The 13,589-nt window shown below is 55.3% G+C and carries 12 protein-coding genes; all 12 read left to right on the top strand.

Translation table 11 applies throughout. The features are described from left to right. The first annotated feature begins 41 nt into the window (after nt 1-41). The 12 genes from BLW59_RS00430 to carA all read left to right on the top strand — a co-directional run bounded on the left by BLW59_RS00430 (nt 42) and on the right by carA (nt 13,588). Nucleotides 42-905, top strand: a complete 864-nt coding sequence (locus tag BLW59_RS00430) for an ROK family protein (RefSeq protein ID WP_081348310.1) — start codon at nt 42-44, stop codon at nt 903-905. 234 nt (nt 906-1,139) lie between these two features. Then, entirely contained in the window at nt 1,140-2,567 is a 1,428-nt protein-coding gene (gene cysS / locus BLW59_RS00435; RefSeq protein WP_074695265.1) for a cysteine--tRNA ligase, read from the top strand. Next, nucleotides 2,564-3,064, top strand: coding sequence for a Mini-ribonuclease 3 (locus BLW59_RS00440; RefSeq protein WP_074695267.1), 501 nt, complete (start codon nt 2,564-2,566; stop codon nt 3,062-3,064). The genes cysS and BLW59_RS00440 overlap by 4 nt, the downstream gene beginning before the upstream one ends. A 39-nt stretch (nt 3,065-3,103) precedes the next feature. Beyond that, a complete protein-coding gene (gene thyX / locus BLW59_RS00445; protein ID WP_074695269.1) occupies nt 3,104-3,793 on the top strand; it encodes an FAD-dependent thymidylate synthase in 690 nt (229 codons plus the stop codon). A gap of 134 nt (nt 3,794-3,927) precedes the next feature. After that, nucleotides 3,928-4,695: a 23S rRNA (guanosine(2251)-2'-O)-methyltransferase RlmB gene (gene rlmB / locus BLW59_RS00450; protein ID WP_074695530.1), complete on the top strand. Its 768-nt coding sequence runs from the start codon at nt 3,928-3,930 to the stop codon at nt 4,693-4,695. A gap of 122 nt (nt 4,696-4,817) precedes the next feature. Further along, nucleotides 4,818-5,276, top strand: coding sequence for a Fur family transcriptional regulator (locus BLW59_RS00455; protein WP_074695271.1), 459 nt, complete (start codon nt 4,818-4,820; stop codon nt 5,274-5,276). Continuing rightward, nucleotides 5,266-6,783, top strand: coding sequence for a coproporphyrinogen dehydrogenase HemZ (hemZ, locus tag BLW59_RS00460; protein WP_074695273.1), 1,518 nt, complete (start codon nt 5,266-5,268; stop codon nt 6,781-6,783). Before BLW59_RS00455 ends, hemZ begins: the two co-directional genes overlap by 11 nt. A gap of 26 nt (nt 6,784-6,809) precedes the next feature. Then, on the top strand, nt 6,810-8,069 hold the full coding sequence (hisS, locus tag BLW59_RS00465; RefSeq protein WP_074695275.1) for a histidine--tRNA ligase: 1,260 nt from the start codon (nt 6,810-6,812) through the stop codon (nt 8,067-8,069). Between the two features lie 19 nt (nt 8,070-8,088). After that, nucleotides 8,089-9,894: an aspartate--tRNA ligase gene (gene aspS / locus BLW59_RS00470; RefSeq protein ID WP_074695532.1), complete on the top strand. Its 1,806-nt coding sequence runs from the start codon at nt 8,089-8,091 to the stop codon at nt 9,892-9,894. 369 nt (nt 9,895-10,263) lie between these two features. Continuing rightward, complete coding sequence (locus tag BLW59_RS00475) at nt 10,264-11,211, top strand: aspartate carbamoyltransferase catalytic subunit (protein WP_029543969.1); 948 nt, start codon at nt 10,264-10,266, stop codon at nt 11,209-11,211. Then, entirely contained in the window at nt 11,208-12,497 is a 1,290-nt protein-coding gene (locus tag BLW59_RS00480) for a dihydroorotase (protein WP_074695277.1), read from the top strand. Before BLW59_RS00475 ends, BLW59_RS00480 begins: the two co-directional genes overlap by 4 nt. Before the next feature lie 14 nt (nt 12,498-12,511). Next, nucleotides 12,512-13,588, top strand: coding sequence for a glutamine-hydrolyzing carbamoyl-phosphate synthase small subunit (carA, locus tag BLW59_RS00485; protein WP_074695279.1), 1,077 nt, complete (start codon nt 12,512-12,514; stop codon nt 13,586-13,588). The last annotated feature ends 1 nt before the right edge of the window (nt 13,589 follow it).

A 13,589-nucleotide genomic window follows, 5' to 3' on the forward strand; every position in this document is an offset into this window, starting at 1 on the left:
GATTGAGATTAGCTGAATTGAAGATGAAATGAGGGTTGACGGTGAAATACGCATGCATAGATATTGGCGGAACATCAATCAAGTATGCAATGTTGACAGAACATGGCCAAATATTGATGCAGGACCAGATTCCAACAAATGTAGAAAAGGATGGCAGCGGCGATATTCCGAGGAAAATAGCGGCTATTGTGTGCGACCTGCAAGATGAATGTGGCAAAGCAGAGGGGGTAGCCGTATGTTCGCCTGGTCTGATTGATGCAGAGCGGGGAGAGGTCATATTCGCAGGCGCCAACTTTCCTGGTTACAGCGGCATGAAACTGCGGGAAGAAATCGTGGCTTTGACCAATTTGCCCTGCACAGTGGAAAATGATGTGAATGCGGCAGGCTTGGGGGAAAGCTGGCTGGGAGCAGGCAAAGGGGCAAGAAGTGCATTTTGTGTCTTTGTTGGTACAGGCATAGGCGGTGCGCTGGTGCTGGATGGCAAGCTGGTTCATGGTGCTTCGGCTGCGGCAGGTGAAATCGGATTTCTGCCTCTGGCTGCAGGTTCCCTGGAAGAAATGGCCAGTGTGACGGCTTTGCTTAAAAAGACAGGAGCAGCTACAGGGGAGGAAGTTTTCAAACAAGCAAGAAATGGTGATGAAAAAGCGCTGGCTGCCTTGGAAGACATGGCCCGGAAGATTGCTTGCGGCCTGGCAGGGATTTGCTGCATTGTGAATCCGGAAGTATTGATAATGGGGGGAGCAGTGATGTCCCAGCAAGAGTTTTTTGAGCCGCGCCTTGATAAGTATTTGCGCGAAATGCTCCCACCAGCTTTGCTCACCAATACACGTATTGCCTTTGCCCAGTTGGGTACGGCGGCAGGCTTTACCGGCGCTTTGAGGCACTTCCTGCAAAAGCACAAGTAAGCATATCTTTTTATAGAGGCGCGGTCTTATTTCGTCTGCCCCTGAAAATATGAAATCAAGGTTTAAGGTTTAAGGATCTCATGACTGAACCGGCAGGCTTGAGCATAGCAGGCAGGTTGGCACGGAAATAAGGCCCCGTGCCAATTTTTTTGGTTTATTTTCTTATTTTATGGTAGAATGATTGTTATATGATTTAGCACGGTATCAAGTTTATATGACTATTTGGAGGACCCTATGCTTAAAGTCTATAATACACTTACAAGACAGAAAGAAGAATTCAAGCCCTTGAAGGAAGGGGAGGTCAGCATTTATTGCTGCGGTGTTACCCCGTATAATGACCCGCATATAGGCAACGCCCGCCCCTTCGTGACCTGGGATGTGATAAGGCGTTACTTTGCCCTGCATGGCATGAAGGTCAACTATATCCAGAACTTCACTGATGTGGATGACAAGATTATCAACACTGCCAACAAGGAAGGTGTGACCTGGAAGGATATTTCTGACAGATATATCAAGTCCTACTTTGAGTCCATGGATGCCTTGAATGTGCGCCATGCTGATGTCTATCCCCGGGTCAGCGAAACCATGGCAGACATCGTGGCCATGGTGCAGAAGCTGGTGGACACGGGCTATGCCTATGCCCTGGACAATGGTGATGTGTTCTACAGTGTGGAGAAGTTCGCCGGTTATGGCAAGCTCAGCGGCAGGAAGCTGGAGGATATGCAGGCAGGTGCCCGCATTGAGGTGGACACCCGCAAGCATCACCCCATGGACTTTGCCCTCTGGAAGGCTGCCAAGCCCGGCGAGCCTGCCTGGGACAGCCCCTGGGGCAAGGGACGTCCTGGCTGGCACATTGAGTGCTCCACCATGTCCCTGAAGTATCTGGGGGAGAAATTCGACTTCCACGGCGGCGGCAGCGACCTGATTTTCCCCCACCACGAGAACGAGATTGCTCAGTCCCAGGCCTGCCTGAATGATGAGCACAGCTTTGCCCAGTATTGGCTCCACAATGGCTTCATCACCATTCACGATGAGAAGATGTCCAAGTCCAAGGGCAACTTCTTCACGGTGAAGGATATCCTGAAGAAGTATCCCGGTGAGGTAGTGCGTTTCTTCATTCTCCAGACTCATTACAGAAGCCCGCTGGACTTCAGCGAGGAAAGGCTGCAGGAGGCCCAGACCAGCCTGGGCAGGCTCCAGAACACCCGTGAGTATATGGAGGAGCTGCGGGGCAGGGAAGGCAAGGGCGGAAGCGCCGCAGAACTTGCTGAGAAGGCACAGTCCCTCTGGCAGGTCTTTGACGAGGCCATGGAGGACGATTTCAACACGGCCCTGGCCATCAGCCAGATGTTTGCCCTGTCCAAGGAGATCAACATCTACTACCAGGCAGTGAATGCAGGAACCGAATTTGACGCGGAGAATTTTGGCAAGGCTGTCAGATTTTATGAGGATATGGCCTCTGTCATCGGCATTTTCGAGCAGCAGGAAGCTGCAGCAGATGACGGCCTGACTGACAAGCTCATGGATATCATAATCGGCCTGCGCCAGGATGCCCGTAAGGAAAAGAACTGGGCCATGGCAGACAGGATCCGTGACGAGCTGAAAGAGGCTGGCGTGGTCCTGGAAGATACCAAGAACGGGGTGCGGTGGAAGAAAGCATGAAGTTCGATCATTTCAAGCTGCTGGTGGATATGATGTTCCAGCCAGATGGGGCAGGGGGCGTCAGCCAGAAATATGATTCTGTGGACGTGAAGCAGCTCAGTCCCCTGGTGCTGGCTTATGTGGGGGATGCTTATTTCCACCTGTTCGTCCGCACCCGCCTGCTGTCCTATGAGCAGGGCAAGGTGCAGGCGCTCCACTCCTTCAGCGCCCAGATAGTCTCAGCTGTCTGGCAGTGCAGGGCCTATCAGGGCCTTGAGGAAATGCTGACGGAGGAAGAAAAGGGCATCTATCGCCGGGGACGCAATGCCAAGAGCCATGCTCCCCGCAGTGCCAGCGTGGCAGAGTATCACGCCAGCACGGGCTTTGAGGCCCTTCTGGGCAGCCTTTATCTCACGGAGCAGCACGAAAGGCTTCATGAGATAGCTGAGGCAGCCTTCAAGATTATCTCCCAGGCCATGATGAAGGAGATACAGGAAAAGAAAGGAAACGCTGATTAATAAGTGCTTCCGACAGATTGACAGGAGATTTTTTGATAGATGATTAAAGTAAAATTACTGGAGTATACCCCGGAGCCGGAGCGGGTGGTGGCTATGGCCGCCCGCCTTTGCTACTCTGCCGCCGGGGCTGAGGAACTCAGCGAGAGGCTCTCTGAGGAGCAGGTGCAGAAGATGGTTAAGAAGATGGTGGCTCTGGGCCATGCCTCCACCATCGAGCATGTATCCTTCACCTTTGGCATCGAGGGCGTCAGCCGGGTGCTGACCCATCAGCTGGTACGCCACCGCATTGCTTCCTATGACCAGCAGTCCCAGCGCTATGTGGCTGCCCACGGTTTCCAGTACATTACCCCGCCTACCATTGAGGCGAACCCTGCTGCCAAGGAGCGCTTTGACAAGCTTCTTTCCGAGATTCGCAGCGCATATGATGATCTGGTGGAAATGGGCATTCCCAAGGAAGATGCCCGCTATGTGCTGGCCAATGCCGCCGAGACCAAGATCCTGGTGACCATGAACGCCCGTACTCTGCTGCATTTCTTCAACCTGCGCTGTTGCAACCGGGCCCAGTGGGAAATTCGTGACATGGCCTACAAGATGCTGGCTGAGGTGAAGAAGGTGGCGCCCACCCTCTTCCACAATGCAGGTGCTTCCTGCGTGAATACAGGCCGCTGCCCTGAGGGGGAACTGGCCTGCGGCAAATTTGCCGAGATGATGAAACTGCGTGAGGACTGAGGCAGATGAAAGAGCAGGAAAAAAAGAGAGGCGGCAGCCGCAAGGCCGTCCGTGGTGAGGAGAAAAAATCCTTCTCCGGCCAGAAGGAAAAGGCACGCAGGGAGCGTCCGGTGCAGAAGCAAGTGAGGTCCCGGATGGAGCCGCAGGAACTTCCCGATGACGTATTGGTGGGCCGCAATGCCGTGACGGAAGCCCTTAAAGCAGGACGCGGCATCAACAAGATCCTGCTGGCTGAGGGGGATAAGGAAGCCTTTGCTTCAGAAATCATGAACCTGGCCAAGGAGCGGAAGATCATCTGCCAGTTCGTGGAACGCAGCAAGATAGAAGCCATAGCGGCAGGCCATCGCCATCAGGGGGTGCTGGCCTATGTGGCTCCTGTGGAATATGCTGAGCTGGAGGATATTTTAAAGGCGGCAGAGGAAAAAGGGGAGGCTCCCTTCCTGCTGCTTTTGGACGAACTGGAGGACCCCCACAATCTGGGCGCGCTGCTGCGCACGGCAGATGCCACCGGTGTCCATGGGGTGCTGATACCCAAGCATCGCAGCGTGCCCCTGAATGCCACCGTGGCCAAGACTTCGGCAGGGGCCATCGAGTACGTGCCTGTGGCCCGCATAGGCAATATCTCCCAGACCCTGAAAGCCCTGAAGGAAAAGGGCTTCTGGGTGGCAGGGGCGGATATGGACGGTGCCCAGGCTTACAACGAAGCTGACCTCACCGGCGCACTGGTGCTGGTGGTGGGCAGCGAAGGCCGTGGCATGAGCCGACTTACCAAGGAAGCCTGCGACTTCATTGTAAGCATGCCCATGGTGGGCCGCATCAACTCCCTCAATGCCTCTGTGGCAGGTTCCATTCTCATGTATGAGTCCATGCGGCAGAGACTGGCCAGGAAGTCAGGACTTTAAAATGATGAAAATCCAGCATCTATGCTGGATTTTTTGTTGCATTTTATGTATAATGTTTTTATTTGATTGTACTGTTGCGGAGAGCTCCAGGGATTAATACAACGGGAAAAGAGGTTTTGATCATGCCAAAAAATATTGACATGGATTATTTGAAGAAGAAACTGCAGGAGCGTCAGCATAAGATGACCCCGCAGCGGCAGATTGTACTGCAGATTTTCCTGGACCATCCCGGAGAGCATCTTAGCGCCGAGGATGTCCATGGGATGCTGCGTGATAAAAGGGCTGAAATTGGTCTTGCTACTGTTTATAGGAGCCTGGAATTGCTTTCCAGCCTGAGCATCCTCCAAAAAATGGAGTTCGGTGACGGCTGCAGCCGCTATGAGGTGAATACCACCGATCCCAAGGCCCATCACCATCATCATCTGATCTGCACCAAGTGCAACAAGGTCATTGAGTTCGAGGATGACCTGCTGGATGATTTGGAGCGGGATATTTGCAGCAAGTCCGGCTTCAAGATCCAGGACCATCAGGTGAAGTTCTTCGGTATCTGCAAGGAGTGTCAGGCAGACAGTGAAGATTAAGACCTTTACCCTGAACAGCCGGCAGAAAGTGATTTCCAAGATTGTCAGGGAAATCCTGAACCTCTTCAAGGTGGAAATCACAGGTTCCAAAGGTGAAGCAGATTTCCTGCAGCTTTCCGTGGTGAACCGCCAGCTGACTCCTTCGGAGGATGGCACAGGCAGGGGGGTGACGGTGGAAAGCCGTCTGCTGCTCTTTGACAAGGAGGGCAATCAGCAGGAATTCTGCCGCCGTGATGAGGGCAAGGGTGACGAGCGGGAAGCAGCCGCCCGCCACCGCCTCATCAAGCTGAACCTATATCATATCTTCAGGGAATATCTGGGAGCAGAGGCTGCTCCCTGGGGCATCCTCCACGGGGTGCGTCCCACCAAGATTGTCCATCGCTGGATCAGGGGCGGGGCAGGGCAGCAGGAAATAATCGAGCGCATTCAAAAGGATTACGCCTGCAGCCTGAAAAAGGCAGAAATCATCGTGCCCATGGCTTTCCGCCAACTGCCCTTCCTGCAGACCTCCGATGACAAGACAGTCAGCATCTATGTGGGCATTCCCTTCTGCCTGACCCGTTGCCTTTACTGTTCTTTCCCCGCCAATATCCTGCCGGGGGAGAAGCAGCTCAGGCAGTTCATGGAAGTCTTCCGCAGGGACCTGGAGGCAGGGAAGAAGGCTGTGGAGCAATACGGTTTCAAGGTGCAGAACATCTATGTGGGAGGGGGCACCCCTACCAGCCTGCCAGATGAGTTTTTTGCGGAAATGCTGGAAATGGTATATAATGCCTTTTATGGGCCGGGACTGGCAGAATTCACCGTGGAGGCAGGAAGGCCGGACAGCATAACCCCTGGCAAGATTGAAGCCATGCAGCGCTTCAGGGTCAGCAGGGTCAGCGTGAACCCTCAGACCATGCAGCAGCGCACGCTGAAGCTTATAGGGCGCCAGCATACCCCGGAGGCGGTGGAGGAGATGTTCCACGCCCTGCGGGGGGCTGTTCCTCACATCAATATGGATCTCATCCTGGGTCTGCCCGGGGAGACGGCGGAGGATGTGCGTGATACACTGGAGAAGGTCACGGCTCTGGAGCCTGATGACATCACCCTCCATGCCCTGGCCATCAAGCGAGGTTCCCGGCTGAAGCTCCTGATGGAAGAGCGTCATGTGGAACTGCCTTCGGACGCGGAAACCCGCAAGATGTCTGAAGTTGCTTTGAGCTTTATGGAGCGTGGGGGCTATCAGCCCTATTATCTCTACCGTCAGGGCTATATGTCCGGGGATTTGGAGAACATCGGCTGCGCCCGTCCGGGAGCCGAAGGCATGTACAATATCCAGATCATGGAGGAACACCAGACCATCATCGGCATTGGCGGTTCGGCTACCACCAAGGTGGTGGATCCTGTTACCAGCAGGCTCAGGTCAGTTTTCAATGCCAAGGATCTGGCCACCTACCTGCGGGATATTGATGTGTATATAGAGAAGAGAAAGCAATTACTGGAAGAAATATACGGTAATGCTAGGTAAATATTTAGGTAAGGGGAAGATGAGCATTGCTTACTAATGCGCCCAGAGGCACCAAGGATATACTGCCGGAGAATGTAGCCGGCTGGAATTATGTGGAGCAGAAGATTCGCGACATCTGCGCCCGCTTCGGCTATGAGGAGATACGCACCCCTATGTTCGAGCATACGGAGCTTTTCCACCGTGGCATCGGCGAGGGCACGGACGTGGTGGACAAGGAGATGTACACCTTTGAGGACAGGGGTGGCCGCAGCATCACCCTGCGTCCCGAGAACACGGCTTCTGCTGTCAGGGCCTACCTGCAGAACAAGCTTTACGGGGACAGTGCCCTGACGAAGCTCTTCTACATCGGCTCCATGTTCCGCTATGACCGTCCCCAGGCAGGCCGCATGCGGGAATTCCACCAGTTTGGCGTGGAGGCTCTGGGAGAGGCCAATCCGGCCGTGGATGCAGAAATTATCCTGCTGGCCATGGAATTCCTGAAGTCCCTGGGGCTGAAGGATTTGAAGCTCAGCCTGAACTCCGTGGGCTGCCCTTCCTGCCGCCCCGCTTACCGCAAGGCGTTGCAGGATTACTTCCAGCCCCATCTGGAGGAGCTTTGCGGGGACTGCAAGGACCGTTTCGAGCGCAGCCCTCTGCGCATCCTGGACTGCAAGGTTGATGCGGACAAGGAATTCATGGCAGGGGCGCCGAAAATCACGGACTGCCTCTGTGGCGAGTGCTGTGATCATTTTGAGCAGGTTCAGTCCCTGTTGACGGAAGCCGGCGTGGAGTTCGAGCTTGATCCGCGCCTGGTGCGCGGCCTTGACTACTACACCAAGACCGCCTTTGAAATCAAGTACGCTCCTCTGGGGGCACAGAGCGCCGTGGCAGGCGGCGGCCGTTACGATGGCCTCATTGAGGAGATGGGGGGCAATCCCACTCCTGCCGTCGGCTTCGCCACGGGCCTGGAGCGCGTGCTGCTGGCGCTGGAGAAGCAGGGCCTGCTGCCGGAGACGAAAAAGCAGGCTGATGCCTTCGTAGTGGCTCTGGGAGAAGCAGCCCAGAAGCCTGCCTTCAAACTCCTGCAGCAGCTTCGTGGTGCGGGCCTCAAGGCTCTCATGGACTACGCGGGCCGCAGCATGAAGGCGCAGATGAAGCAGGCCGGCAAGGCCGGGGCACGTTTTGCCCTGATATTAGGTGAGGATGAAATCAAGGAAAATGCTGTGATGCTCAAGGATATGGAAAAGAGCGAGCAGCAGAAGGTATCCCTTGATGAAGTCATAGATCAGATCCAAAATTCAATCTGAGGTGAAAGTTTAAATGGAAATGGAAACACTGAAAGGCATGGAGCGCACCCATCACTGCGGCCAGCTCCGCAAGTCTGAGGTAGATCAGGAAATCGTTATCTGCGGCTGGGTCTCCCGCCGCCGCGACCATGGCGGTCTTATCTTCGTGGATATGCGCGACCGCAGCGGTCTGGTGCAGGTTGTCTTTGACGAGGCAGCCATGGGGGAGGGTACCTTCCACAAGGCTGAGTCCCTGCGTTCCGAGTTCGTCGTGGCTGTCCGCGGCAAGGTCCGCGCCCGCAGCAGCGAGACTGTGAACCCCAACATGGATACCGGTGAGATTGAGGTGGTCTGCGAGGAGCTGCGCATCCTCAACAAGTCCAAGACTCCTCCCATCGAGATTCAGGATGGCATCACCACCGATGAGATGGTGCGCCTGAAGTACCGCTATCTTGACCTTCGCCGTCCGGAGATGCAGCAGAACATCATCCTGCGCCACCGGGTCACCAAGATCATGCGCGACTTCTTTGACCGTGAGGGCTTCCTGGAGATTGAGACCCCCATGCTCTGCAAGAGCACCCCTGAGGGCGCCCGTGACTTCCTGGTACCCAGCCGCCTGAATGCCGGCGAGTTCTACGCTCTGCCCCAGTCTCCCCAGATTTTCAAGCAGCTCCTCATGGTGTCTGGCTTTGAGAAATACTTCCAGATTGTCCGCTGCTTCCGTGACGAAGACCTTCGCGCTGACCGTCAGCCGGAGTTCACCCAGCTGGATATTGAGACCTCCTTCCTGAATCAGGAAGACATTCTCCAGCTCATGGAGAACATGGTAGTGGAGCTCTTCGACCGCGCCATTGGCGCCAAGATTGAGAAGCCCTTCCTGCGCATGACCTGGGACGAGGCTATGCGCCGCTTTGGTTCCGACAAGCCGGACCTCCGCTTCGGCATGGAACTTATGGACATCTCCGAGTATGTGAAGGGTTCTGAGTTCAAGGTCTTCAACTCCGTGCTGGAAGCAGGCGGACAGGTGAAGGTCATCAACGTGGAAGGTTACGCTGACATTCCACGCCGCGAGCTGGACGGCCTCGTGCAGTACGTCCAGGGTTACGGCGCCAAGGGCCTGGCCTGGATCCAGTATGCTGAAGAGGGCGTCAAGTCTCCCTTCAAGAAGTTCTACAGCGATGAGACCTTCGAGGAAATCAAGAAAGCAACCGGCGCCAAGACCGGCGACCTGCTGCTGGTCATTGCTGACAAGCCGCTGGTGGTAGCACAGGCCCTGGGCCAGCTCCGTCTGGAGATGGGACGCCGCCGCGGCCTCATCGATGACAACAAGCTCAGTTTCCTGTGGGTAGTTGACTTCCCAATGTTCGAGTACAGCGAGGAAGAGAAGCGCTGGAAGGCCATGCACCATCCCTTCACCGCTCCCCGTCACGAGGATATCCAGTATCTCCTCAGCGACCCGGGCCGCGTCAAGGCAGATGCCTACGACATGGTGCTCAACGGCGTGGAAATCGGCGGCGGCAGCCTCCGTATCTACAACGCCGACCTGCAGGAGAAGGTCTTCGAGGCTCTGGGCCTGTCCAAGGAAGAGGCTCACAATAAGTTTGGCTTCATGATGGATGCCTTCCAGTACGGCACGCCTCCCCATGGCGGTCTGGCCTTCGGCCTGGACCGTCTGGTGATGCTTATGGCCAAGAGGAAATCTATACGTGACGTCATCGCTTTCCCGAAGAACCAGAGCGCTGCAGATGTTATGAGCCAGGCTCCCAGCATGGTTGATGAGAAGCAGCTTCGCGAGCTCTACATCCGCACGGCTGTGCCCAAGAAGAAGGAAAAAGAGAATAACTGAGGGTAACTCCCTTTTATCAGAGCAAGGCATGAATTTGTGCCTTGCTCTTTTCGATGCCATAAAATTTATTAAAATGGACATTTGACCACTTTTCCCTTGCATTTGTCCACGAGATGTTATACAATAGCACAAAAGCAGGCGGGACCTGCAGCAAGAGAATATCGCCCTTTAAATGCGTACTGTGATGCGCGAAAGAGGAAGTTTGACGCTATGGATCATACAAGGCCAGGAGCTTTCTTATGCATACACGCATGAGGGAGCTCCTTTTTTGCAGCTTCTTTGGCAAGTGGTACACCGGGGAATATTTTTCTTGTAAGTTTATGCATTTTATGTGTATAATTATTACATATCAAAGAAGGAGTGAGCGGCTTGGATAAGAACACTGTCTCCCTGCGGGGACGCAATATCCTGGGGCTGGAGGATTTTTCAACGGAGGAAATAAGGCTGGTGCTGGACACGGCGAAGGAAATGAAGAACATCATCCATCGCGATATCAAGAAAGTACCTGCCCTGAGGGGAAAATCCATTGTCACCCTGTTCTATGAGCCAAGCACCCGTACACGCACTTCCTTTGAGCTGGCTGGCAAGTACCTGGGAGCCGATGTGGTGAACATCACTGCAGGCACCAGCAGCATCGTGAAAGGCGAGAGCCTGCGCGATACTCTCTACACCATTGAGGCCATGGGGGTAGATGCCATTGTCATGCGTCATAAGGCAGAGGGCGCAGCTGAGTACGCCTCAAAGATTGCCACTCCTGTTATCCTCAACGCAGGTGACGGCGCCCACGCCCATCCTTCCCAGGCTCTGCTGAACCTCTTTACCATCCAGCAGCACAAGGGCAGGCTGGAGGGCCTGAAGGTGGCCATCCTGGGGGATGTGCTCCACAGCCGTGTGGCCCGCTCTGATATCCAGGGCATGCGCAAGATGGGCATGGAAATCCATATTGCAGGCCCCAAAACCCTGCTGCCCCGCTTCCTTTATGAGGAACCCGGTGTAGTGGTGCATGAGCGCGTGGAAGAAGCCATCGAGGCAGCTGATGTCATCGAAGTCCTGCGCATCCAGCTGGAGCGCATGCAGGGCGGTCTTTTCCCCACCACCCGCGAGTATGCCCGCATCTTCGGCCTCAACAACGACAGGCTGAAGCTGGCCAAGGATGATGTGCTGATCCTGCATCCGGGGCCCATGAACAAGGGCTGGGAAATCTCTCCCTTCGTGGCCTACGGCGATAATTCAGCCATTCAGGAAGAGGTTCAGAACGGCGTGGCAGTGCGTATGGCGCTGTTCACTTTGGTACTCACGGGAGGTAAGCAGGCATGAAAATCTTATTGCAGGGCGGCCGGGTCATCAATCCGGAAAATAAATTCGACCAGATAGCAGATGTGCTGATTGAGGACGGCAGGATTGCAGCTATCGGCAAGGGCCTCAAGGCCGAGGGAGCAGAGGTTTACGATGCGTCCGGCAAAGTGGTGGCTCCGGGCCTCATTGACATGCATGTGCATTTCCGTGAGCCTGGCCAGGAGGCCAAGGAGGATTTTATCTCCGGCTCCAAGGCAGCAGCGGCAGGCGGCTTTACCCGGGTTGCCACCATGCCCAATACCAGACCGGTAGTGGATACGGCAGCTCTGATCCGCAGCCTGAAAGAGCGTGCCAGAGAGGCAGGGCTCATACATATAGAGCTGATTGGCGCTGTCACCAAGGGCCAGAAGGGTGAGGAACTGGCAGAGATGGGTGATATGCTCCAGGCGGGGGCGGTGGCCTTCTCTGATGACGGGCATTTCGATTCATCTGCCAAGGTCATGCTGAACGCCTTTGACTACCTCCACGGCTTTGACAAAATCATCATCAACCATGAGGAAGAAACTACCCTCTGTGCCGAGGGTGTCATGAACGAGGGACATCGCAGTGCTATGCTGGGCATGAAGGGACGCCCCACGGTGGCTGAGGATATTGCGGTGGCCCGTGATATCCTGCTGGCCGAGTACGCCGACGCACGGCTCCATGTGGCCCATATCAGCTCAGCCCGTTCTGTGGAACTGGTGCGCGGGGCCAAGAAGCGGGGCGTGAAGGTCACTGCTGAGGTTACGCCCCAGCACCTGACCATGACGGATGAATGCGTGCAGCTTTTCGACAGCTCCACGAAAATCAACCCGCCCCTGCGGGCCAGGGAAGACTGCGAGGCCTTGCTGGAGGGACTTAAGGATGGCACCATTGATGCCATCGTCACTGATCATTCTCCTCATGCCCAGGAGGAAAAGGACAAGGAGTACGCCAATGCTCCCAGCGGCTTCCCGGGACTGGAGACTTCTGTAGGCATCATGCTGACGGATCTTTACCACGAGGGCAAGCTGGACCTGCCCCTGGTGATTTCCAAGATGAGCTATGAGCCAGCCAAAGTCTTCGGACTGGAGGCAGGTACCCTGACAGTGGGCAAGGCTGCAGATGTGACGGTCATTGACCCTGAGCTGGAGTGGACGGTGGAAGCAGAAAAGTTCTATACAAAAGGAAGCCACAGCCCCTTTGCAGGACGCAAACTGAAAGGCAAGGCTGTGTTGACTATAGTGGATGGCCGCGTCGTCATGCGTGATGGCAAGGTTACAGAATAAATGAGGTGACTTCTTTGGAGCAAAAAGGCAAACTTATCTTGGAGGATGGTACGGTATTTTCCGGCAAACTGTTGGGAAAAGCTAGGGCCACAGGGGAGGTGGTGTTCAACACCAGCATGACAGGCTATCAGGAAAGCCTGACGGATCCTTCCTACTGCCGCCAGCTTCTGACCCTGACCTATCCCCTGGTGGGCAACTACGGCACAGCAGAGCTTTTCATGCAGTCCCGCAAGGCTTTCGTGGGCGGTTTCATCATCGGCGAGCTCTGCAGCGAGGGCAGCAACTGGCACTATGAGCACTCCCTGGCAGAATTCCTGCAGGAACAGGAGATTCCCTGCCTCTACGGAGTGGATACCAGGGCTGTCACCCGCCATATCCGCGCTGCCGGCACCATGAAGGGCATCATCGTGCCAGAGGACGCTTCCAAGGAGGAAATGGACGAATTGATGGCTGTGCCCATCGAAACTCAGGTGGTGCGTGAGGTTACCACCAGGGAAACATACGAGATAGCGGCAGAAGGGGAGAATCCCCCTCATGTGGTAGCCCTGGATTTCGGCGTGAAGCAGAATATCCTGAAATCCATGACTGCCAAAGGCTGCCGCCTGACGGTCATGCCCGCAGATACCAAGGCAGAGGAAGTGCTGGCCCTGAACCCGGATGGCATCTTCCTTTCCAATGGTCCCGGCGACCCTGCCGATGTTGACGATATCGTATCTGAGGTGAAAAAACTCCTGGGCAAGAAGCCCATCTTCGGCATCTGCCTGGGGCATCAGCTGCTGGCCCGTGCTCTGGGAGCCGAGACCTACAAGCTGAAGTTCGGCCACCGTGGCTCCAACCAGCCGGTGAAGGACCTGCGCACGGGCAGGGTCACCATCTCCTCCCAGAACCACGGCTATGCTGTGCGGGAAGATTCCCTGAAGGATCTGCCCCTGGAAGTGACTCATATCAACGTGAACGATGGCACAGTGGAAGGCATGCGCCACACGGAACTGCCCATCTTCTCCGTGCAGTACCACCCCGAGGCCTCACCGGGCCCCGATGACAATATGTACCTGTTTGACGAATTCTTGGAATTGATGAGAGGGGAATAAG

Source organism: Selenomonas sp. KH1T6, assembly GCF_900108415.1.
Classification (GTDB): domain Bacteria; phylum Bacillota; class Negativicutes; order Selenomonadales; family Selenomonadaceae; genus Selenomonas_B; species Selenomonas_B ruminantium_A.

Bases quoted from the DNA above. Each gene is read 5' to 3' on its own strand.
- BLW59_RS00455 (WP_074695271.1), top strand. From the start codon at position 4,818: ATGCCAAAAAATATTGACATGGATTATTTGAAGAAGAAACTGCAGGAG.
- rlmB (WP_074695530.1), top strand. From the start codon at position 3,928: ATGGAGCCGCAGGAACTTCCCGATGACGTATTGGTGGGCCGCAATGCC.
- thyX (WP_074695269.1), top strand. From the start codon at position 3,104: ATGATTAAAGTAAAATTACTGGAGTATACCCCGGAGCCGGAGCGGGTG.
- BLW59_RS00440 (WP_074695267.1), top strand. From the start codon at position 2,564: ATGAAGTTCGATCATTTCAAGCTGCTGGTGGATATGATGTTCCAGCCA.
- BLW59_RS00480 (WP_074695277.1), top strand. From the start codon at position 11,208: ATGAAAATCTTATTGCAGGGCGGCCGGGTCATCAATCCGGAAAATAAA.
- aspS (WP_074695532.1), top strand. From the start codon at position 8,089: ATGGAAACACTGAAAGGCATGGAGCGCACCCATCACTGCGGCCAGCTC.
- cysS (WP_074695265.1), top strand. From the start codon at position 1,140: ATGCTTAAAGTCTATAATACACTTACAAGACAGAAAGAAGAATTCAAG.